This window comes from Chitinophaga sp. GbtcB8 (genome assembly GCF_019091455.1).
Lineage (GTDB): Bacteria > Bacteroidota > Bacteroidia > Chitinophagales > Chitinophagaceae > Chitinophaga.
Genome location: NZ_JAGXJN010000024.1, coordinates 1 through 23,911 on the forward strand (window position 1 = coordinate 1; position 23,911 = coordinate 23,911).

A 23,911-nucleotide genomic window follows, 5' to 3' on the forward strand; every position below is an offset into this window, starting at 1 on the left:
TCCTTAAAACTGTATTTGCCTCGTTTATCCATAAAAAATGCCCCCATAAAGTGTCCAACTTTATGGGGGCATTACATCCTGGGACCCGGCTTTTTGTTTTATAGATAAGATGGTGTGGCTTACCACCAGCCTAACTTATGATACTTGAAGTTGTGAATGTAATTGGGGCTAATGTACACCTGCGATAAGCTGGTGGTATTGGAGCGCAGCATACCAAACCAGCTGGTATTGTAAATGAACAGATCATCCCAACCGGAGCCACCATTGAAGTTGGTAACCGCCAGCTTGTCTACACTGCCCAGGTTCCAGCTGCCTATCCAGTCCTTTTGCCAGGTGCCGCTTAAAGTAGTACCGTTAGAGGTGAGGATGCCCAGGTATTCTTTATCCCAGTTGCTGGTATTATAAATGTACAGGTCCTTTTTACCATCGCCATTGGCATCGGCAACGTATAAACGATCATTGGGGGCCATTTCCCAGCCGGGTATTACGCCATCAAAACGTTTTACGTAAGAAAGGTTGCTGCCGGTGGATTTCAGCATCAGCAGGTATTCCGGGTTCCAGTTGGTACCATTAAATACATACATATCTGCTTTCCCATCTCCATCAAAATCACCTACCAGGTGCTGATCGTTATCGGCCATGGTCCAGCCGGGCAGGGTGTTATTAAATACGCGGATGCAGTTCAGCGTGGCGCCGGTGGATTTCAGCATGCCTACATAATTGGTGGTCCAGTCTTTCAGGTTCGCCATGTACAGATCGGCTTTTTTATCACCGTCAAAGTCGCCTACGTAGAACTTATCGTTCTTAGCCATGATCCAGTAGCCGGGTGCGCCCAGGTTGTTATCATACCTTTTTATAAAGCTCATTTTGTTGGAGGCGGCTTTCATCATGCCTACATACTTAGTGCTCCAGGTGGTGGTGTTCACAATGTAGAAGTCTTCTTTGCCGTCGCCGTCAAAATCGCCTACATAAAAATCATCGCCTGCTGACATTTGCCAGCCTTCCAGGGTTTTATCGTAACGTTTTACGCAGTCAAAACCGGTGCCGGTAGAGCGTAACAGGGCGAAGTAAGGGCCATAGCTGCCCCAGTCGCCGCTGTTAAATACATACAGGTCTTTTTTACCATCGCCATCAAAATCGGCTACATAAAATTTATCGCCGGGTTTAAACTGCCAGCTGGACCCGCCGGTATTCACCCTTTCGGTGCCGGTGAATACGTGGTTCATTTTAGTGCCGTCGGAGCTGTACATGGATATGCTGTTGCCATAATGCACTACCAGGTCGCCCTTACCATCGCCGGTAAAATCACCTGCGTAAGAGTTGTTGAAATTATAGCTGCGGTAAGGTTTTACCCTTGTCTGCATCTGGTTATAACATACGGGGCAAAACAGGGGCGAGTTACCTTTCATACGGCAGTTATAGGCAGGGCGGAACTTGCCAAGACCGGTGTACTGGGCACCTTCAAACACGCCGGCATCTTCGTCCGTATCATTACCGGAAGGGTTAGCAGCACTGCAACCGGAAATGGTGGGTACGGGGCGGGAAACGGGTACAAAATTCTTCCACTCCCCTTTTAAAGTAGCGCGGTTGGTGTTCTTGGTTACATTTACCTGTGCAGGTTCATCGCTGGTGTAGTTATCACAGTTCACGGTATACTCATCTGCCAGCAGGCCTACCATGTGGCCCATTTCATGCGCTGCGGTAGACCATCCCGGATCATTATCATTTGAACCACGGGTAATGGCCAGCTTGCCGCCGCCGGCGCAGCCGCCAAAACCGGTTTCATTCAGAATAATGAACACATAATTGTATTGCGGCACCAGGGTGGTGAGCAGGTTATTGAGGCGGGTGGCGGTGTTGGGACCAGGCTCCATCCAGCAGCGGTCCCAGATACCGCTGTAACGGTAATCCAGGGCGGTGTTGCGGGCGGTGGTTACGGTACCGCTGGCATTTACTTTAGTTACGCCAGACTGGGTGGAGTTTACGTTGATGCGGTAAATGTTATACGCATCCATCGTTTCATCATACAGGTCTTTGGTAAAAAGGTTCTTTACCAGGTTTGTTACGTGGGTGTTAAACGCGGCCTGGTCAGCGGCGGTAAACCCATCGCCTATGATCACCAGGTTTAGCTTGGCGCCATTGGAGCCATTGCGCAACACTTCTGTTACGGTTTGCGCTTTTATGGCTGCGCTTATAGTGCAGCATATAAATATGCTGAAAAGGATCTTTTTCATGACTTATTTTCTTTGGGGTATGTGTGGTGGTTACAGGTTATTTTCTTTGTATCACTTTTTGCAGCGCTTCTGTGCTGATGAGGCCTTTGCGTTGCAGCGTGGTGGCCTGCAGCATTTTTATATTGCGGTTCTCCGGCACTACTTCGCCGCGGATGCGGGAAAACTCCAGGGTGGGCGCTGCTACTGCATTCTTGTCCAATACCTGTTTGGGAAGGGTAATGTTAATGTAGGTTTCTTTGGCCTGCAATATTTTGTGGCTGCCATCGGGGGAATAACTGTGCAGCTCCAGCGGATCATCAATAGCGGCGGTGTATACATTCCTGCCATTATCCTTTAGCTGGTACACAAAATCGCCGGAGGCGGTGCTATCATTCACCAGATTGCCCTGCACCTTGGTGTAGCTTACCGGCTCATAACCATTGGGGGTTACTTTCACGGTTACTTTTACATAATAGTCATCTGTTTGCTGGGGTAAGGCTACCAGCTGTTGTGCGCGTATGCTGGTTGTTGCTACCCGTGTGGGCATATTACCGGCCCTGCTGGTTATGATGGCGGTGCGGGCGGTTCTTTTTTCTGTTACAACCGATTCTGCCGGCTTAATGCCCATGGCCACGGGTTGCGCTTTCAGCTGCATTTTAATGGCGGTGGCGCTGGTAATGCGGGAGCGTGCCTGCCGGGCCTCCGGTTTGCGGTCTTCCACTTCCGTGCTCCCGTTCATAAAACGGTAAAAGAAACGGGCAGATGGCGGCAGCGCTTCGCGCAGGGCATCGTCAATGAACTTGTCCTGCACATCACAGGTAACTTTAGTATCCATAGATACTTCCATTACAAACAAGCGGATGTTGTAGGCTGCTTCCAGCTTGCTTACCAGGTCTGACAAAGGTGCGTCTGTGGCTTTGATAGACATTTTGCCGCTTTTGCTGTCGTACCGGATGTTCACCTCTGCCCGCAGGTGGTAAGCGGCAGCTGGTGTGGCGTTGTGGTGCGCTGCCATGGCCGGATAAACCAGGGCGCTGCATAATACGGCCATTAATAATTGTTTGATCCGGTTAGGGGTGGTGTTCGGTGTACGGTTGGTACCGTAGCGCTGACCGATGCTGTTGAAAGGTAACACAGGGTTACATTTGCCATCAGCAATGGGGCTGTAGAATAGCTGTTTCATGCTTTTTGTTTGGGGTAAATGAAAAAAATTGAAAAACAGTACATTATCCAGTTTGTAACATGCTCTCTCTTAACAAACCAGGGGTTATTAAACTTGTAAACATATATGCAATATTAGTATGCCTAAGGATATTGAGAAAAGGAAAGTTCGCATTTGGCTAGAAAACTTTAATAAGTGGTGGATTTATAATGATAATTGCTAAAAAAGCATTTTTTTAGCTGACGGAGAAGGCGGGATGATTTCCATCTATGCCTAATCTCCTTTATTTTTGCAGACTTATATTTGAATTGCATGGAAGAATTATCAAAGAATTACCTGCCGGCAGCTACGGAAGAGAAATGGTATCAGCACTGGATGGACAAAGGATATTTCAGGAGCCAGCCGGATGGCCGACCTGCTTTTACCGTGGTAATACCGCCTCCCAACGTAACCGGGGTATTACACATGGGGCATACCCTGAATGAGACCGTACAGGATATACTGGTACGGCGCGCCCGCATGAGCGGGTTTAATGCCTGCTGGGTGCCGGGTTCTGACCATGCTTCTATTGCTACGGAAGCCAAGGTGGTGGATATGCTGAAACGGGAAAAAGGCATCGAGAAATCGCAGCTTACCCGGGAAACATTCCTGCAACATGCTTTTGAGTGGAAGGAAAAATACGGGGGCATCATTTACCAGCAGATCAAAAAGCTGGGCTGCTCCTGTGACTGGGGCCGGGTAACCTTTACCATGGACGACCATTATTACCAGGCTGTTATAAAAGTATTTATAGACCTGTACCGGAAAGGACTGATATACCGGGGCGCCCGTATGATCAACTGGGACCCTAAGGCTAAAACGGCCCTGAGCGATGAGGAAGTGGATTATAAGGACCTGCAGGGCAAGCTGTATTATGTGAACTATGCTATTGTAGATAGTGAGAACAACCCTACCGGCGACTATATTACCATTGCCACCCAGCGCCCGGAAACCATTATGGGCGATACCGCTATTTGCGTAAACCCTAATGATGAACGTTATGCGCACCTGAAAGGCCGCTATGCCGTGGTGCCGCTGGTGAACCGTAAAGTGCCGGTAATATTTGATGAATATGTAGACCCGGCTTTTGGTACCGGTGCGCTGAAGGTAACGCCTGCGCATGATATCAATGACTATAACCTGGGCCTGAAACATAATTTAGAGATCGTAGATACGCTGAATGAAGACGGCACCCTGAGCGCTGCTGCCGGCGTATTTATTGGCGAAGACCGCTTTGTGGCCCGTAAGAAAACCGTGGCTGCATTGCAGGAACAGGGCCTGCTGGTAAAAGAGCAGGAATATACTACCCGCCTGGGTTACAGCCAGCGTAACCCTGATACAGTGGTAGAGCCGCGCATTAGCACCCAATGGTTTGTGAAGATGGCTGAAATGGCCAAACCTGCCCTGGATGCAGTGGTGAACGGGGATGTGCGCATACACCCCGGCGACCGTTTCCTGGCTACCTACAAATACTGGATGGAGAATGTGAAGGACTGGTGTATATCCCGCCAGCTGTGGTGGGGCCAGCGTATACCGGCCTTTTACGCACCAGACGGAAGCTTTGAAGTAGCGGAAACTGCGGAAGAAGCACTGGAGAAATTACGGATTACGAATGCCGGATTACGTATGGAGGACCTGCGGCAAGATGAAGATGTGCTGGATACCTGGTTCTCCTCCTGGTTATGGCCTATGGAAGTATTTAACGGCATCAGCCAGCCGGGTAATAAAGATATTAACTACTACTACCCTACTTCTGTGCTGGTAACCGGGCAGGATATTATTTTCTTCTGGGTGGCACGCATGATCATGGCGGGGCTGGAATACAAGCAGGTAAAGCCATTCAGCGATGTATACTTTACCGGCATGGTGCGTGATAAGCAGGGCCGTAAGATGAGTAAATCATTAGGCAACTCGCCTGACCTGCTGGAGCTGATCCACCAGTTTGGCGCAGATGCCGTGCGTTTTGGGATCATGATCTCGTCCCCTGCGGGTAATGACCTGCTGTTTGATGATGCCAGCTGTGAGCAGGGCCGTAACTTCTGTAATAAGATATGGAATGCGTTGAAGCTGGTAAAGATGTGGGAAGGCAGACAGTCGGAAGCTGGCAGCGGGCAGTTGGCAGAAGGGAATTTTGCCGTGAAATGGTTTGAGAGCCGCTTGCTGGAAGTACAAACACAGGTGGCTGATCTGTTTAAAGACTTCCGTTTGAGCGAAGCGCTGAAAACCGTTTACAGCCTGATATGGGACGATTTCTGCAGCTGGTACCTGGAATGGGTGAAGCCTGGTTTTGAACAGCCTATTGATGCAGCTGTATTCCGCAAAACGCTGGACTTTTTTGACCAGCTGATGCAGCTGCTGCACCCCTTTATGCCATTTGTAACAGAAGAAATTTACCAGCAGCTGCAAACGCGTGGTGCTGGTGATGATCTGATCGTAAAACAATTTGTTACCCCTGCTGCCCCGCACCACGCTACGCTGGTAGAAGGCGCGCTGGCAAAGGAAGTGATCAGCAGCATACGCGATGCGCGTAATAAACACCAGATAAAACCTAAAGATCCTATTACGCTGCATATTGATACTGTACACGAAAATGCCTTTAAACAAATTGAAAGCATTTTGGCCAAGCAGGTAAATGCTAAAGCTGTTGTATATACGAAAACAGCGGTAGCCGGCAGCATTACACTGGTGGTGCAGAAAGATAAGTTTTACCTGGAAACAGAACATACCCTGGATACCGGCGCGCAGAAAGAGCAGCTGGAAGCTGACCTGAAATACCAGCAGGGCTTTTTGGAATCAGTAGAAAAGAAGCTGGGGAATGAACGTTTTGTATCAAATGCCAAACCGGAGGTAGTAGCCGCGGAGCGGAAGAAAAAAGCAGATGCAGAAGAGAAGATACGGGCGATCACGGAGAGTTTGAAGACGATGTAGGGGTAGGCTGAATGCTGAACGCCGAATGCTAAACGCTGCCTGCGTTATGTTGTTTGGGTTAATGAGAAAGATCCTGATGTGTAAATAGTTTATGTTAAGAAAGCCGCTACAGCAAAAGACTGTAGCGGTTTTCTATTTAGAGTGATGTTTATTGGTCATTATAAGGCAGGAAATTGCTTCGTCGCGCCTCCTCCACAAAATCCCCCCTGCTCCTCGCAATGACGGGGATAATCACTTAGATCAAAATGACTTTTTCCTGAAAATGATAAAGCTTAATAAAGCTAATATCCATACACCGAAACCTCCATATAACATAACCCATTCAAAGCCGTGTGTAAAAGCAGCGTGAACGGTAAGTCCTGAGGGATCCAGTGAAGAGAGTTCCGGATATTGGCTTTGCAGGCTCTCAAAACCGCCGGCTGCTGTTTTTTGAGACAGGGCATATAAACGGCCCACGGCGAATGCCCCATGAAAAGCGCCTTTCAGATGGGCCGCAATCCCCTCTACCAATATAAATCCCATCACAGCAATATTGATGGCAAGTGTGATCAGGCGTGCGCTTACATCAATGCCTGAAGCCATGCCGGCACGGTCAGCCGACACAGATCCTGTTGTAGTATTGGTGACAGGCGTATTGGTTAAACCAATGCCGATACCCGCCAGGAGAATACCGGGCAGCATGGTCCAGCCATTGGCATGCGCTACGCTTCCGCCGAACTTCATGAGTATAAAACCCAGCCCAATGGTGAACAAGCCCAGGGGAATAATAATCTGCGGCCTGTAACGCAGCAGCAAACGTTCTGCAACAGGCGACATCACGAAGTAAGGTATTGTATAGGCCAGCAGGAACAAACCGGTGGTAATGCTGTTATAACCCAGACCACCCTGAAAATAAACCGGCAGGTAGATCATCAGGGGCCAGAAGCTGAAATTCATTCCAATACAGCCAATAATAGCGCCTGAAAACTCCCGTATTTGGAAAACAGAAAAATCAAACATGGGATGAGGAGCTCTTTTTTCTACCCAAATAAAAAGTAAAAAACTGATAACAGCGGCGGCCAGAATACCCAGGGCAGGTACGCTGCCAAAGCCAAGCTGCGGCCCTTGTGTAATGTAATAGGCCAAGCCAAAAACAGCCAGCGAGAGCGTTATAATACCCCATACATCCAGCTGCTGCGCCAGCGGATCACGGGATTCCTGCACGCCTGCAAATGCAGGGATCAGTGAAAGGGCGGATAAAGGAACAAATACCAGGAAGATCCATTGCCAGTTGGATATGGCAACGATAAAACCACCAATGACAGGGCCTAATCCCAGGCCAATGCCACTAACAATGCCCCACATGGCAAAGGCTTTACTGCGCTCCTTACCTTCTCTGAACTGGTGCGAAAGAATGGCTATGGAGCAAATGAACATAGTGCCGCCAGCCAGGCCCTGGAATAACCTGCTGATGATGAGGCCCAATACCTGCTGCGACAAACCGCAAAACAGGGAGGTGATACCAAAAGCAATAATGCTGATAATAAATACCTGCTTGCGGCCAAACCTGTCTGCCAGGGTACCGGTAGCCATCAACACCGTGGTGCATGCAATCGTATAGGCATTCATTACCCATTGCATATCGCTGAATTTGCCATTCAGTACTTTTTCAAGTGTTGGCAGTATGACCGGCACGCTGGATATTTCAAGACCAAACATGAGCGATGCCAGGCATACGGCTGCGAGTGCCATTTTGTTGCTGCTGTGAAGAGTTCCATTCATAAGTTTATCTGTATTTCACAAAAATAGACTGATAACAGGCCTGCATATCAGTACATTTCTATGATAAAATGGTACATTTACGCCATGTTCAGAGAAAACATGCATCAACTGGTGGAGGTAGTACGCAAAACGCTGGACGGGCCGCCCATGAAAGAAACGCAGTTCAGCTTTTTCCAGATGGCTTATGTGATTTCCGGGACAGGCATTGTACAGATGAATGACAACCGGGCATTTTATAAGGAGGGAGCTTTTATTCTTATGAACCCCAGTGATGCTCATGCCTTCGATATTTCCAGCACAACCGAACTTTTGCTGATCCGGCTTAACAGCAGTTATGTAAAGGAATACCGGTGGAAAAGCCTGGATTGCCTGGAATGCCTGTTGTATTATGCTACCCGTGTATCGGGCTGCGTTATGCAATGCAAATCGGATATGGTGCGTATCAGAAAGATAGTTGAGCTGCTTTTATTGCAACAGCAGCAGCAGAACGATCCCTATTACCAGGACCTGACCATGCATTTTGTAAATGCGCTGATCGTTATTGCTGCCAGAAATATTTCGATGATGAAACCATCGAACCTTAAACCTAACAGTGATCAGCGTATCCAGGAGATCATCCGTTACATACAGAATAATATTTATGATCCGCAAAAGCTGAAAGCTGCTACCATTGCCAAAGAGGCAAGTTTATCGGAAGCGTACCTGGGCAGTTATTTTAAGAAGCAGTGCGGCGAAACCATTCAGCAGTTTATTGCGCAATACAGGATACGGCTGATCGAGCACCGGTTAAAGTTCAGTGATAAACTGATCAATGAGATCGTAGCTGAATTTGGGTTTGCGGATGAAAGCCATCTGAATAAGTTCTTTAAAAAACACCGTAACATGAGCCTGAGCGCGTACAGAAAAACAGTAATGAGCGCGGCATAAATGCTGTATCTTGGGGCTGGCAATTTCTGGGAGCGGGTGATAATTGAATGAGTGTCTTATACTTTTTATAACCGGTCAACGTTTTATATAATGAGCGGTTTGCAGGGAGCAGCCAAGCTGCCTGTTGTTCCGCCGGTTGAAGCCATAAATGCCGCAACTACACTGATCCATTATGCAGAAAACCTTTTTAATTTTCAGTCTTTTATGCGCGGCGGGTTTGCCGCTGAACGCACAATCTAAAACGGATAAAGGCAAAACAGCGTCCGGCAAAACGGCTGCTGCAGCTACCGGCACAGCGGGCAAAACCAACCTGCGCTTCCGCACCAGCTGGGGCGTATTTCTAAGCGATACCCTGCCCCGGCCCGAAGTGCTAAAACTACTGGATTCTGCACTGGTAGTACGTGATCAGCAGAACCACACTTTCCCTGTGATATCTTTTGACTTTACCTACGAGAAAAAAGAAGCTTATGTGAATGATACCACCGGCCAGCCGGGCGTGTATTCTGATTTTACCGGCGATAGTTTTAAGGCTGATAAACTTCCCACCCTCTGGAGCACCCGCCTGAAAGAAGTACTGCAACGGAATGAGGTACTGTACTTCGATAACATTATTATTAAGTATACCGGTGATAAGTATTACCGGGTGCCGGAATTAAAGATTGTTGTCCGATAATCAATAACTAAATAGCTGCTGCAGCGGCAAGATAAAGTCAAAACGGTTGCGGGTAACCTCTAGGGGATCGGGATCCAGGAGATGGCTGAAGCGCACGCCGAATGAAAAAGGAATGGTATTGCCTATTTTGGTATCAAAGAAAAGCTCTCCCCCTGTTGAGGCAAAACGCCGGCTGGTTTTAGTGCGGAAGTTGTAAGCCTGGCTGTAATCGTAAAACGCATTGCCCCGCAAGCGCATCAAATAGATTAGCTGCGCAAAACCCCAGTCCGGGTAAGCAATAGGAAAATGATAGTTAGCACCCAGCTTATAAATATGCCCGTAAAACGGCTCATTATACCCCCTCGCATATACGAAGTTATCTGTAAAAGAATACCGCTGCATAGTATCCTGCTGCTGGTAAGCAGCCTGTAATACAATGCTGTGATTCGGGAATAATCCCGGCAGGTACAGGTCAAAACGGCCGTAGAACTGCTCCGCCGGCACCTCGTCAATGGAGTGGGTGTATTGCAGGTACAGGTATTGCCCGAAATGACTATAAATATTCTGTGGCGCTTTTATGCGCTGGTTGTTAAACACCAGGGTGTTGCTTAAATATTGTATGCCCTCATCCCGGAATTTAAAACCATCGGGATAACTGCGCAGGTAGTGATAGTTGGAGCCTGCGGATAAGCTCCGGCCATATTTACCGGATGACAGCAGCAAGGGAATAGTAATACCACCATGCCAGTCCAGCTCCTTCCAGTATAAACGGCCAATATCCTTTACCAGCGCAGAGCGGTTAAAGGTATAATCCACGCCGGCCTGCAAATACGGGAACCAGCCGCCGAACAGGAAGTTGGCGCCTATGGCGGAACTGCCTTCATTGCGGTTATAGGTATAACCGATAGCGGTAGATGTGGTGTTCAGGATATTGTTACCGTATAACGTTAAACTATAATCCGGATCATCAAAGGTAGGCACCCAGCTATGCAAGTTAAAAGGCCGCGTAAGCTGGGGATACTTTTTTACCGGGTAATCGTTATGCGGTACAATGGGCAGTATGTTGCCACTTTCTTCCAGCTGGGGTTTTAGCCAAACGCTGTGCGCATCTACCGCAGTGTCAAGGGGCATCCACTGGCTGGCTTGCAGCGGGGTGCTGTATAATTTATAACCACCGGTGGTAAATTCGCTGAACACCATTTGCTGCTGCTGTGCATCTACTGCCCCATGTAATATGCTGTTAGGGCGGTCTGTTACCTGGTAGATCTTTTTATCAGCTAACGTACACGCGTATATGTTATTTACATCTTTCCAGCTGCCGGTAAAATACAGGGTATCCCCTGCTACTACAGGTGCGCCAATTACATTAAAACTAAAGGGAGTGAGCAGGGTGCTTTCCCCGCTGCTGATGGATTGCTGCACCAGGGCCATTTGTCCTAAACGATTGCGTACAGGGCTTATCACGGATTGACCGTCTGCCGTAAAACGGGGAAAGCTGTAATACCAGTTCTCCGGGTTAGGCAGCACCTGTTTTACGGCGCCGGTATGGGCATTCAGCAGGTGCAGGCCGTATTGCTGTTTGGGTGTGGTAAAGGCTACTATGATGGATTGGCCGTCATTTGTAATGTCCGGGGAAAAGTATTTGGTGCGGTGTGTAATGGTGGCGGTGTGGCCGCTGGCACGGTCGTACAGTTTGATGATGGAATAATCTTTCCATACCCAACGGGCATTATACCGTGCTTCTGTCCATAAAATGCGGCCGTTATTATAGGTAAAAAAGTCGTCAAAGCTATTACCGGGGCGGGTAAGCAGCTGCTCATGGCCGGTACTATCCACCAAATAAAAACCGGGTATGCGCTGATAGCTGCTTTTCAATGTAACCCATTGCCCGGGGCCGGCGCTGTACACATACCTGTAATTGGTAACTATGTTTGACGGTGCATTTAAGGGCTTTGCCGGTGTAATGGCTGGCCTGTTAGCATACTGCTGCCACTCATGCTGGTACTCCTGCATGGTGGCTTTATAAAAGCCGGTAATGTTATAACCTGTTCTGCGGCGTATGCTTTGTGATAAGGGATAGAACACTCCGCGGAAACGTACGGCATCTGTTGTTACATCGCGCCAGAAGGTTTGCCCGTAATGCGTGCGGCCGTATACGCTCATCAGGTAACCCAGCTCATAATGGTTAGGTACATAATCCCTGTAAGATCCGTTGCGGATCTTCATGTAGGAGTAATGTTTATTATCCAGCATTAAACCACGGAAGCCGTCAAAAAAAGCGGGCAGTCTTCCCCTGCCCTGCGGGCTAAGGGCTGTTTCCATAGTTACGGCATCACCTTCCCAGAACCAGTTAGGTACTGCTATATTGGTGATAGCGGCCTGTCCCAGCTCACCGCCCAAATAGGAAAATGCTTTAGAAATGCCCTGGCGAAAGTTCATATTCTGCAGCACGTGCCGGTATTCATGCAGGGCCAGCTGCTCGTCCCATTGCAGGGATCCCAGCTCCAGGGGAGAGGGTGGCGGGTTCAGATAAAACTCTGAACGGAAAGGACCCAGCTGTACGTAACCATTGGATTCCAGGGTTTGGTTCTGTAATACGATGTTCACCTTTTGCTGGCGGTTACCAATAGAATTACGGGTATGCTGATTCAGGTAATGTACAATGTTGGCTACACGCTCCCCCTGGGTTTCCAGGCCGGCGGGGAAAATAACGCGTACGGTATCTGTATTGATCTGCCGCCATTTTAAGGATGGCGGGTTGCCGCCGAAGTTTTGCGCGGATGCGGATAATGCGCCGATGTGCAGATATGCTGATGTGCAGATGAATGCCCGGATGAATATGCTGATGTACTTATATGCCGATGTGCTGATATTTGAGTGTAGGGCGTTGCAGGCTAATTTCATAATGTGCGGATGTGCTGGTATGCTAATATAATATATTAATGTGCAAATGTATATTTCCAGTTAGATTAACTGGCAGATTTCATCTGCACATTTGATATCACGCATATCATACTGGATCAGCATTCCGGCAGGCTAATGGGAATATTCACAGCCAGGCCGCCATCGGAGGTTTCCTTGTATTTGGAGTTCATATCCAGTGCGGTTTCCCACATAGTTTTTACCACGGCATCCAGCGATACTTTGGCCAGCTCGGGGTTGCTTTGCATAGCCAGCTGGGAGGCGGTAATAGCTTTAATAGCGCCCATGGTGTTACGCTCTATACAGGGTATCTGTACCAGCCCGCCAATAGGATCGCAGGTAAGGCCCAGGTGGTGTTCCATGGCTATTTCTGCGGCCATTAATACCTGGCGTTGCGATCCGCCCAAACACTCGGTAAGCGCTGCTGCGGCCATGGCAGATGATACGCCTATCTCCGCCTGGCAGCCACCCATGGCGGCAGAAATGGTAGAACGTTTTTTAAAGATGCTGCCTATTTCTGAAGCGGTGAGCAGGAACTGGATGATCTTTCCGGGGGCATAACCATCACAGAAAGTAATATAGTATTGCAGTACCGCGGGTATTACCCCTGCGGCGCCATTGGTAGGCGCCGTTACCACGCGGCCGAAGGAGGCATTTTCCTCATTCACTGACAGTGCAAAACAGCTTACCCAGTCCAGCGTATAGGCGAAATGGTTACCACCGCCGCGGATGGCCTGGATCCAGGTATGGTAATCAGTATAGGTACGGCCCTGTAATAATTTTTTGTTAAGTGCAGCGGCCCTGCGGGCTACGCGCAAACCGCCGGGCAGCTCGCCGGTTACATGGCAACCGCGGTACATGCATTCCTGCATTACCTGCCATATATGCAGCACACCCTCTTTGGTAGCGGCTTCTGAACGCCAGGCCTGCTCATTTTCCATTACCAGCTCGGAAATGGAGTAACCGGTTTTAATACACCACTGCAATAGCTGCTGCGCAGTATCTATGGGAAAAGGCAGCTCCACCAGGGGGCCGCTGCCGGACTGCCCTCCTTCCTTTACCACAAAACCGCCGCCAACAGAATACCAGGTAAATGCCTGCTGCTCCCCGCCTATAAAGGTTACCAGGAAGGTAAGCGCATTGGGATGGTAAGGCAGGGTTTCATCATACAGGAAATCAATATTTTCCAGGGGATCAAAATCAATGTTATACCGGCCATTGAGCGGCAGCTTTTTGTTGCGTCTTATGTCCGCTATTTTGGTGTGAATATTATTTACGTCGAAGGTTACGGGATCATCGCCGCAAAGGCCCAGCTGTACTGCAATATCAGTACCGTGCCCATGACCGGTTTTAGCCAGGGAGCCGTATAACAGCACGCTCACCTGCTCTACTGCCGGCAGGCGGCCGCTGGTTTCCAGTTCAGCTAAAAAATTTAATGCTGCCCGCCAGGGGCCTAAGGTATGAGAGCTGGAGGGGCCAATGCCTATCTTAAAGATATCGAAAACGGAAATGCATTCCTGTGCCACGTTTTGGTGTTTAGCTTTCAAAGATAGGGAAAAGGGTCCATCTACTTAAAATCCACCAGCTCGGCTTCGCATACCAGGATAGAGTTAGCGGGGATCTTATCAACGGCTATTTTGCCAAAGCCCAGGCCGGAGGGGATGATCATGAGTATTTTACCGCCTTTGGTGATCTTTTGTAAACCGATCTGCCAGCCGGCGATGTGGTCTTTGAGCTTGCGGCCGTCAAAATCTGTGGCGCCTATAGAGCCATCAATAAAGGTATTATCCATGAGGCGGCGGGTATAGATCATGTAGGGCACATTCTCCAGGGATATCCGGTTAATGCTGTCGCCATAGGCTATTACCTGGTAATACAGGCCGGAGGGATCTTTCTGTGCTTTAATATTATGGTAAGCAAGGTATTGCTGGATCTGGATGTCTTCACCGGCAGGTTCACCGTTCACAGCGTCGTACAGGGCCGAATTTTCCTTTTTGGCGCAGCCGGCAAACAGGCATAGGAGGATCATGCAATATAGACTGGCTTGTAGATTCCGCTTCATATGATATAAAACGCGATACCGGGCGGGAATGTTACATTCCGGGCGGCTTATAAAAAAGCTCCGTTCCGGAATTCCGGAACGGAGCCTATAAAAAACGGGTGTGTTTTTCTGGAAACTATTAATAGTCCATGCCCATACCATGGCCGCCCGGCATAGCAGGTGCGGAAGATTTAGGCTCGGGTTTGTCAGCTACCACACATTCAGTGGTCAGCAGCATACCGGCAATAGAAGCGGCGTTTTCCAGTGCAATACGGGCAACCTTAGTCGGGTCAATTACACCGGCAGCGATCAGGTTCTCATACACCTCTGTGCGGGCATTGAAACCGTAATCAGCCTTACCTTCTTTTACTTTCTGTACCACGATAGAACCTTCGATACCGGAGTTAGCGGTGATCTGGCGCAGGGGCTCTTCGATAGCGCGTTTGATGATAGCGATACCGGTTTGCTCGTCGTTGTTATCACCTTTCAGCTTATCCAGGGTTTCGATGGCGCGGATGTAAGCTACACCGCCACCAGCTACGATACCTTCTTCTACAGCAGCGCGGGTTGCGTGCAGGGCATCGTCTACGCGGTCTTTCTTCTCTTTCATTTCCACTTCGGTAGCAGCACCTACGTACAGTACAGCTACACCACCGCTTAATTTAGCCAGGCGTTCCTGTAATTTTTCGCGGTCGTAGTCAGAAGTGGTTACATCTATTTGTGCACGGATCTGGCTGATGCGGGAGGTGATATCTTCCTTCTTGCCTTTACCGCCTACGATAGTAGTGTTGTCTTTATCGATGGTTACGGATTCCGCTTTACCCAGGTAAGTGAGGTCGGCATTTTCCAGTTTGTAACCCTGATCTTCGCTGATCACGATACCACCAGTGAGGGTAGCAATGTCAGTCAGCATTTCTTTTCTTCTGTCGCCAAAGCCCGGTGCTTTTACTGCAGCTACTTTCAGGGTACCGCGCAGTTTGTTCACTACCAGGGTAGCCAGTGCTTCACCTTCCAGATCTTCAGAGATGATCAGCAGGGGAGCGCCTTGCTGGGCTACTTTTTCCAGGATGTGCAGGATATCCTTCATAGCGCTGATCTTTTTGTCGTAGATCAGGATATAAGGGTTCTGCAGCTCAACCTGCATTTTTTCGCTGTTGGTGATAAAGTAAGCGGACAAGTAACCGCGGTCAAACTGCATACCTTCTACTACTTCTACAGTAGTGTCGGTGCCTTTTGCTTCTTCAACGGTGATAACGCCGTCTTTGGTTACTTTATTCATTGCTTCAGCGATCAGTTTACCGATCTCGGCATCGTTATTAGCGGAGATAGCAGCTACCTGCTCGATCTTTTTATTGTCGCTACCAACTTTTTCAGACTGTTTTTTCAGGCTTTCTACTACGGATTTAACCGCTTTGTCGATACCGCGTTTCAGGTCCATCGGGTTTGCACCTGCAGCTACGTTCTTCAAACCTTCGCCTATGATAGACTGGGCCAGTACGGTGGCAGTGGTAGTACCATCACCTGCAACATCGGCAGTTTTGGAAGCTACTTCTTTTACCATCTGGGCGCCCATGTTCTCAATAGCATCTTCCAGTTCGATCTCTTTCGCTACTGTTACACCATCCTTGGTTACGCCGGGTGCACCGAATTTCTTTTCGATCACCACGTTACGGCCTTTAGGACCCAGGGTTACTTTCACCGCATCGGCCAGGATATCAACGCCCTTCTTCATTTTGTTGCGGGCATCGGTGTTAAAGAATATTTGCTTTGCCATAATTGTTAGAAATTTTTAAAGTTTTAGAGGTGGAATTGGGAAAGCTGTTAGCGGTTGGCTTTTAGCTTTTAGTATTTGCACTGGCTAAAAGCTAAAGGCTAAGAGCTAATAGCTGATCTAAACAATTGCCAGAATGTCGGATTCACGCATGATTAAGTAATCGTCGCCTTCAAAGCTGATCTCAGTGCCGGAATATTTACCGTATAATACGGTATCGCCCACTTTCACGGTTACAGGCTCGTCCTTTTTACCAGGACCTGCTGCTACTACAGTACCTTTTTGCGGTTTTTCTTTGGCAGTGTCGGGAATAATGATGCCACCGGCGGTTTTTTCTTCAGCGGCTGCAGGTTTCACGATTACCCTGTCAGCTAAAGGTTTAATACTTAAATTCTTAGCCATAATGTATATATTTTTTAAAAAAGGTAAGATGAATTTTTGTGTCAGTTCCGCCCACCAGAATAATGCCAATGGGTTTTTCGGGTCAAATTTTCAGTCAGTAAGGATCGCAAAGATAAGGAGGACGGATATAAATGTCAATTTTTCAGGAGAAATGTGACAAAATGGGTTGAATAGTCCATGGACTGCCGGAACGGACCGTGGACTCTTTTTGTGATTATGAACAAATTGCTCTAGCTTTGCGCCCTTATTAGTTCTTGTTATACGATATAAAAGATGATCAGCAGAAGAAACATCCGGGTAAAGGTTATGCAAACCCTTTACGCCCTGGAAACCATGGAACCAGGCACTATTAAACCAGGAACGGCTACCAGCCTGTTAAAAGAAAAGCTGGACCAGACCTGCCAGATCTTTACTTACTTACTTTACTCGCTGGTACGGGTGGCCCAATATGCAGAGATAGATGCGCAGGCCCGTGCTTCCAAACACTTACCTACGGCGGAGGACCTCCGGGTAAGCACCAAAATAACCGGGAACGAATTCATAGACCAGATCTCTGCTGATAAAGGTTTCCAGGTGAACCTGGACCAGTGGAAAATGAAGCTCATGCACGACCAGGAGCTGATCCGCAAACTATATAACATCCTGGCTGCTACCGACACTTACAAATCCTACATTAATACGCCCGACCGTTCCAAAACTTCTGAAAAAGAGCTGGTGGAATTTCTGTACAAACAGGTGCTTATTACCAATGAGGCCTTTTTACAGCATATGGAAGACCAGTTCCTGCATTGGGGTGATGACGCGGATATGATGGGCATCCTGATCAATAATTACATGAATAAACCGCACCTGTTCAACTTCCTGCAGCTCATCAGCCAGGAAAAGCTGGAATATGCGCGGGAGCTGCTGCTGACGGTGATGGATAAAAAAGAATACTGCCTGGAGCTGATAAAGCCTAAATTACAGAACTGGGACCCGGAGCGTATTGCTGCGGTGGATATGCTGCTGATGGAAATGGGCGTATGCGAATTCCTGTTCTTCCCTACTATTCCTACCAAGGTTACCATCAATGAATATATAGACCTGGCCAAAGCCTACAGCACGCCGCAAAGCGGGCAGTTTGTGAACGGCATACTGGATAATATTCTGAAAGACCTGGAACTGGGCAAGCAAATACAGAAAATTGACCGTACAAAAAAATAATTACTTTTGGAGCGAAAAGCGGAAAGCATAAAGCACAAAGGGAGGGTATAGTATTCAACACTTTTTGCTTTTAGCTTTAGGCTTTCAGCTCAAATACAGATCATGAAACAACTGTTCTATATCCTTATCAGTGCCGGTGTACTGTTCACCGCCTGCCAGTCAAAGGCTTCCAAAGAAGCGGACGGGCAAACGGCTGCCAATGTATCTGCTGCTCCCGACAGTATTAAAGCCGGGACTGCAGAAATGACCTTTGAGCAAACCGTGCATAACTTTGGCCAGATCACACAGGGCGAAAAGGTGGAATATGCGTTTAAATTCACCAATACCGGTAAAGAGGACCTGGTGATCCAGGATGCCATATCCAGCTGCGGCTGTACGGTACCGGAATGGCCTAAGGAACCGGTAAAACCCGGTCAAAGCGGCTACCTGAAGGTGGTATTTGATAGTCATGGAAAAGAAGGATATACCGAAAAAGAGATCAGTATAAAAGCAAATACCAATCCTCCTTTTATACAAGGTCCCAAGATCCAGTGTACGATTGTGAAGAATTAATGAATGCAATTAAACTACTAAACAAATAATACGATTTACAACATGAACAACATGCTGAACATTTTGTTGATGGCATCACCGCAGGGCGGCCAGGGTGGCGGCTCTCCCATGGTGTCTTTACTGTTCTTTGCGGGTATGATAGTGGTAATGTGGCTATTTATGATCCGTCCGCAAACTAAAAAAGCCAAATTACAGAAACAATTTGGCGAAGGATTACGCGAAGGTGATAAGATTGTAACCATTGCCGGTATACATGGTAAAATAAAGAAGATCAACGATAACAATACTATCCAGATGGAAGTAAGTCCCGGCACTTTCTTTACCATTGAGCGTTCTGCTGTTAGTATGGAGTACACTACTGCGCATAACAAACCTGCAGAGGAAAAGAAGTAAGAGATTGGATGTGAGAAGTGTGTATTAATGACTGACTGACAACATTGTTGTGATCTGTTTTTAATTTATGCAAATCATTATAAGGGATCCTGTTCCGGCTGCGGAACAGGATCTTTTGTTTTTAGGCCTTTTACGGCAGCGCGTATTTTCTTATTTTCCTATTTTACCCCTAACTTGCCCGGATGTTAAAGATCGGCATAACAGGCGGTATTGGTTCCGGCAAAAGCACGGTGGCAAAAATCTTTGAGCTGCTGGGCATTCCCGTATATTATGCGGATACGGCTGCCAAAGATATTATGAACCGTGACCCGGAACTGAAAGCCCAGGTGCAGCAGCATTTTGGCGCGGATGTGTATGACAGCAACGGGCAGCTGGACCGTAAACGCCTGGGCAACATTGTTTTCAACGACCAGGAAAAACTGCAGCTGCTGAATTCCCTGGTACATCCGGCTACCATCCGTGATTCTGAGCAATGGTCCCTTCGGCAAAAATCGCCCTATGTGCTGAAAGAAGCAGCCCTGCTGTTTGAATCGGAATCTTTTCATTACCTGGATAAGATCATCGGCGTATCTGCCCCGCAGCCTTTGCGTATTTTACGTGTAATGCAGCGGGATAAGGTTAGCCGCAATGAAGTTTTTGCCCGTATGCATAAACAAATGGATGAAACCATTAAAATGCGTTTATGCGATTACGTGATCTATAACGATGAACAGCAGATGGTAATACCGCAGGTGCTGAAATTGCATGAGGAGCTGTTGGCTAGCTGTTAGCGGTTAGCTTTTAGCAGTTAGCAACTCAAACATTTAAACGTGAAGTACTGAACAGATATGGCTGAGAAAAAAGATCCTACAGGAAAAACCATTATTATTACAGAGGGCGCCGGCAAACAAACGGTTACACCGGTGCTGTTGCTGGAGCTGGATAACGATGTTAGCCCGGCCGTAAAGATCAGCGCAGGCCTGCTGAAAACCGTGCAGGAAGAGCGCAAATGCCAGCGCATGCCGCTGCAGGACAAAAAATCACTGGCCATTTTCAATAAACTACCCCCCGGCGTGCAGCACCTGCTGCTGCCCTGCACACAGGAAGCCATGGTGCACAGGGAGCTGCAGCTTAAAGATAAGTTCCTGGCCAACCCGGTGAAAGAGCAAACCTTACAGCAATATATACAGGAAGGCATGCTGCAATACCTGTATCATACCCTGCAGCAATTACGGCCCCTGGCCCCTCTCCTGCCCTGGTACTGCCAGGTGGTGGAACACTCCCTTGAAAAAAAGATACGGCCGGTAGCCGTTAATAACTATAATCCTTTACTGTCGTTTGAGCTGGTGCGCACCAATAGCGGCGCGCTGCGGCTGCTGGCATTTGTAACGGTGAACGGGCAGTCGTACCCCCTTTCTGAGTTTGAGCAATATGGTTTTTTACTGCGCAGCCGTGGCGAGCTGTTTATACTGCCACCGGCAGACGGGCAAACACTGGAACAGTTCAAACAGGGTTTTATGGAAGTTCCGCGCGGGCAGGAAGGCCCTTTCCTGCAGCATACGCTGCCGGCGCTGGAAGCCCGCTACCCGGTTAACAAAAACATCCTGTTACAGAAAGAGGAAGTGGATGTACCGCCGCAATGCAATATATGGCTTAGTGAGCTGAATAACAGCTTCCTGATGCTGCGTATTCAATGGCAGTACGACCGCTTTACGCTGGACGCCGCAGCCAAAGATCCAGTGGTATGGATCACAGAGGGCGATGTGCAGTATGAAATTAAACGGCACCCGGAGGCGGAAAAAGAGGTTACCGCTTTTGTAAGGGGCCTGCATGCCCGCTTTTCCCAGCAGAACAACGGCTATTTTTACCTGCCCTTTGCAGAGGCAGAAAAAAGCCAGTGGCTGGTGAAATGTTACCGCAAGCTAATGGACCGTAACATTGGCGTGTATGGCATGGACGAGCTAAAACATTTCCGCTACAATACCCATATACCGGTAATGGATATACGCTGGTTGGGCAGTAATAAAGACTGGTTTGACCTGGAAGTGAAAGTACACTACGGCGACCAGCCCGTAGCCCTGGCAGATATACAAAAAGCCCTGCTGCACCGGCAACCGCACCTGCTGCTGAAAGACGGCACCATAGGCATTATTCCGGACGACTGGCAGCATAAATATGACCTGTTATGGAAACTGGGGCAGCTGCAGAAAGACCAGCTGCGCCTCTCTAACCTGCACTTTACCGTGCTGCAGGAAATACTGGAAACGCCTGTTACTGCGCAGGAAAGTATTAAACAGAAATGGGAACGCCTGCAACAGCAGCATTTTCCCGTACCGGCTGAAGTGCAGGCGCAGCTGCGTGATTACCAGAAAGCCGGTTTTGAATGGATGTGCCTTTTGGATGAAATGCGCTGGGGCGGCTGCCTGGCAGATGATATGGGTTTGGGCAAAACCCTGCAGACCATTACCTTTTTACAGCACCTGTGCGCCAAATATCCCGGTGAAACCCACCTGGTGGTATGTCCTACCTCGCTGATCTATAACTGGGAACATGAGCTGCAAAAGTTTGCGCCTGGTTTAAAGTATGCCATTTACCACGGCGCCAACCGTACGTTTGATGAAGCGCAGTGGCGCCAGCAGCAGCTTATTATTACCAGCTACGGCACTGTGCGCGGCGATATGGATACTTTTTCCAAATACGTATTTGGCTATGTGGTGCTGGATGAAAGCCAGGTGATCAAAAATCCTACCTCGCAAACCACGCGCGCCTTACAGGTGCTGCAATGCCGCAACCGCCTGATACTGAGCGGTACGCCCATCCAGAATAATACCATGGACCTGTACGCGCAAATGAACTTTGCCAACCCGGGCCTGCTTGGCAACCAGAATTTTTTCAGAACAGAATTTGCCTTACCGATCGATAAATTTTCCGACGGCAGCAAAGCGGCCGATCTGCGTAAGCTCATCTACCCCTTCCTGTTACGCCGCACCAAAGAACAGATTGCCAAAGACCTGCCGGATAAAACAGAGATCATAATGTGGTGTGAAATGGGGGATGAACAGCGGCAGGTATATAACCAGGTGAAAGCCCTGTTCAAAGAAAAGCTGATGAGCCGCATTAAGGAAGAAGGGGTGGCTGCCAGCGCTATTTACATCCTGGAAGGCTTAACCCGCCTGCGGCAGATCTGTAATGCCCCGCAGCTGGTGCCGGAGCAGGCCGGCGGAATTACCAGCTCTGTAAAACTGGATGAGCTGATGCGGGAAATTGTTGAAAACACCGGCACGCATAAGGTGCTGGTATTTTCCCAGTTCACCGGCATGCTGCAGCTGATATCACAAGCCATGGAAACCCAGGCTATCCCCTTCCTGTACCTGGATGGCAGCACCAAGGCCGAAAACCGCCAGCAGCTGGTAGCACAGTTCCAGCAGGATGAAAGCCAGCGCGTATTCCTCATCAGCCTTAAAGCCGGCGGTGTAGGCCTTACGCTTACGGCCGCAGACTATGTGTATCTGGTAGATCCCTGGTGGAACCCGGCCGCAGAGCAGCAGGCCATTGACCGTACACACCGTATTGGCCAGCAGAATAAAGTATTTGCCTACAAAATGATCTGTAAGGATACTGTGGAAGAAAAAATATTGGCCCTGCAGCAACGTAAAAAGATGATTGCAGATGACCTGATCAGCGAGGAAACCGGGTTTATGAAAAAGCTAAGCGAGGAGGATGTAGCCTTCTTATTTAGTTAATTTTAATATAACTTGGGGAGAAAATCCACAATAATGGTCTGATATTTGCCAAATTTGTCCTATGTTCCCAAGGAAAGTAATACTATACATCACGCTACTGACTGCCAACGTGCTGTTTCCTAATGCTTTATGGGCACAGGATAAAGCAAATAACGGCAAATTAGTGCTGCAGCGAGGCACCAACATCAGCCACTGGTTATCCCAAAGCCGCTTACGAGGCAAAGACCGGGCTGCCTTTTTTACTGAAAAGGATGTGACCTTTATTAAAGATCATGGTTTTGACCACATACGCCTGCCGGTAGATGAAGAACAACTCTGGTCAGAAGATAATACCAAGAACAAAGAGGCTTTTGAACTGCTGCACCAGGCCATGCAATGGTGTTACCTGCACCACCTGAACGCAGTAGTGGACCTGCACATTTTACGCAGCCATTATTTTGACGCCCGTGAAAAACCGCTGTGGACGCAGCCGAAGGCGCAGGAACGTTTTCTGGCATGCTGGAGCCAGCTGAGTGATGAGCTGAAAAAATACCCCGTATCCATGCTGGCCTACGAGCTGCTGAATGAGCCGGTGGCCGACAGTGCAGATCAATGGAACGAGCTGCTGGCGCGCGGTGTAGCGCTTATACGCGCTAAAGAGCCCAAACGTATGATCGTGATCGGCAGTAACCGCTGGCAATCCACCACCACTTTCCCGCAGTTAAAAGTACCTGAAAACGATCCTAATATTATTCTCAGCTTTCACTTTTATAACCCGTTTGTGCTTACACACCATATGGCCAAATGGACCAGGATCCGCGACTATGACGGGCCGGTGCATTACCCGGGCGCTACCATCACCCAAAAAGAAATGAATGCCCTGCCGGCCACTATCAGCAACCTGTTATACGGCGGGGAAAAAGTGTATAACCGCGATACCATGCAGGCGCAGCTGCAACCGGCCATCAAACTATCCAAACGCCTGAAGCTGCCGCTATACTGCGGGGAATGGGGCTGCCTGAACACCGTACCGCGCAAAGACCGCCTGAACTGGTATAAGGACCTGCGCAAAGTACTGGAGCAGAACAACATTGCCTGGAGCAACTGGGATTACAAAAGCAACAGCTTTGGTATTATAGGGGATGATGGAGAGGCGGATAAATCGTTGTTGAAGGCGTTGACGAAGTAAGATAAAATGGATTTAGTATCTATATAAATAGAAATGCAGCGGCCTTACACCGCTG

General features: G+C 48.5%; 17 protein-coding genes. 9 read left to right on the forward strand and 8 right to left on the reverse strand.

Translation table 11 applies throughout. The features are described 5' to 3' along the window. Positions 1-119 precede the first annotated feature (119 nt). Entirely contained in the window at positions 120-2,234 is a 2,115-nt protein-coding gene (locus tag KVT36_RS19690; protein ID WP_217605173.1) for a M64 family metallopeptidase, read from the reverse strand. A 37-nt stretch (positions 2,235-2,271) separates the two neighbouring features. After that, positions 2,272-3,396, reverse strand: a complete 1,125-nt coding sequence (locus tag KVT36_RS19695) for a hypothetical protein (protein ID WP_217605174.1) — start codon at positions 3,394-3,396, stop codon at positions 2,272-2,274. Positions 3,397-3,687: 291 nt separating this feature from the next. On the opposite strand from KVT36_RS19695, the gene KVT36_RS19700 reads away from it, so the two are divergent. Continuing rightward, on the forward strand, positions 3,688-6,342 hold the full coding sequence (locus tag KVT36_RS19700) for a valine--tRNA ligase (RefSeq protein ID WP_217605175.1): 2,655 nt from the start codon (positions 3,688-3,690) through the stop codon (positions 6,340-6,342). Positions 6,343-6,582: 240 nt separating this feature from the next. Here the strand turns inward: KVT36_RS19700 and KVT36_RS19705 are convergent, their stop codons facing one another. Then, entirely contained in the window at positions 6,583-8,103 is a 1,521-nt protein-coding gene (locus KVT36_RS19705) for an MFS transporter (protein WP_217605176.1), read from the reverse strand. 84 nt (positions 8,104-8,187) lie between these two features. Here KVT36_RS19705 and KVT36_RS19710 point away from each other — a divergent pair, with 84 nt between their 5' ends. Together KVT36_RS19710 and KVT36_RS19715 are read left to right on the forward strand one after the other, a co-directional pair. Continuing rightward, a complete protein-coding gene (locus KVT36_RS19710; RefSeq protein WP_217605177.1) occupies positions 8,188-9,030 on the forward strand; it encodes an AraC family transcriptional regulator in 843 nt (280 codons plus the stop codon). 172 nt (positions 9,031-9,202) lie between these two features. Then, complete coding sequence (locus KVT36_RS19715; protein WP_217605178.1) at positions 9,203-9,703, forward strand: hypothetical protein; 501 nt, start codon at positions 9,203-9,205, stop codon at positions 9,701-9,703. On the opposite strand, the gene KVT36_RS19720 is transcribed toward KVT36_RS19715, so the two are convergent. From KVT36_RS19720 to groES, 5 genes are all read right to left on the reverse strand, one after another. Continuing rightward, complete coding sequence (locus KVT36_RS19720; RefSeq protein WP_217605179.1) at positions 9,704-12,586, reverse strand: hypothetical protein; 2,883 nt, start codon at positions 12,584-12,586, stop codon at positions 9,704-9,706. Positions 12,587-12,702: 116 nt separating this feature from the next. Continuing rightward, positions 12,703-14,130: an L-serine ammonia-lyase gene (locus tag KVT36_RS19725; protein WP_217605180.1), complete on the reverse strand. Its 1,428-nt coding sequence runs from the start codon at positions 14,128-14,130 to the stop codon at positions 12,703-12,705. Positions 14,131-14,171: 41 nt separating this feature from the next. Next, entirely contained in the window at positions 14,172-14,633 is a 462-nt protein-coding gene (locus KVT36_RS19730; protein WP_217605181.1) for an FKBP-type peptidyl-prolyl cis-trans isomerase, read from the reverse strand. A gap of 151 nt (positions 14,634-14,784) precedes the next feature. Next, the gene (gene groL / locus KVT36_RS19735) at positions 14,785-16,419 is read right to left on the reverse strand and encodes a chaperonin GroEL (protein ID WP_217605182.1); all 1,635 of its coding nucleotides are present in this window, start codon (positions 16,417-16,419) and stop codon (positions 14,785-14,787) included. Between the two features lie 117 nt (positions 16,420-16,536). Then, entirely contained in the window at positions 16,537-16,818 is a 282-nt protein-coding gene (gene groES / locus KVT36_RS19740) for a co-chaperone GroES (RefSeq protein ID WP_089915754.1), read from the reverse strand. A 273-nt stretch (positions 16,819-17,091) separates the two neighbouring features. Between groES and nusB the strand changes: the two genes are divergently transcribed. The 6 genes from nusB to KVT36_RS19770 all read left to right on the forward strand — a co-directional run bounded on the left by nusB (position 17,092) and on the right by KVT36_RS19770 (position 23,856). Beyond that, entirely contained in the window at positions 17,092-18,021 is a 930-nt protein-coding gene (nusB, locus tag KVT36_RS19745) for a transcription antitermination factor NusB (protein WP_217605183.1), read from the forward strand. Positions 18,022-18,123: 102 nt separating this feature from the next. Further along, on the forward strand, positions 18,124-18,573 hold the full coding sequence (locus tag KVT36_RS19750) for a DUF1573 domain-containing protein (protein WP_217605184.1): 450 nt from the start codon (positions 18,124-18,126) through the stop codon (positions 18,571-18,573). Between the two features lie 51 nt (positions 18,574-18,624). Beyond that, on the forward strand, positions 18,625-18,966 hold the full coding sequence (gene yajC, locus KVT36_RS19755; protein WP_089915757.1) for a preprotein translocase subunit YajC: 342 nt from the start codon (positions 18,625-18,627) through the stop codon (positions 18,964-18,966). A gap of 182 nt (positions 18,967-19,148) precedes the next feature. After that, the gene (gene coaE, locus KVT36_RS19760) at positions 19,149-19,736 is read left to right on the forward strand and encodes a dephospho-CoA kinase (RefSeq protein WP_217605185.1); all 588 of its coding nucleotides are present in this window, start codon (positions 19,149-19,151) and stop codon (positions 19,734-19,736) included. 57 nt (positions 19,737-19,793) lie between these two features. Beyond that, positions 19,794-22,688 (forward strand): DEAD/DEAH box helicase, encoded by a 2,895-nt coding sequence (locus KVT36_RS19765; RefSeq protein WP_217605186.1) that lies wholly within the window; start codon positions 19,794-19,796, stop codon positions 22,686-22,688. A 61-nt stretch (positions 22,689-22,749) separates the two neighbouring features. Further along, complete coding sequence (locus KVT36_RS19770) at positions 22,750-23,856, forward strand: glycoside hydrolase family 5 protein (RefSeq protein ID WP_217605187.1); 1,107 nt, start codon at positions 22,750-22,752, stop codon at positions 23,854-23,856. Positions 23,857-23,911 lie beyond the last annotated feature (55 nt).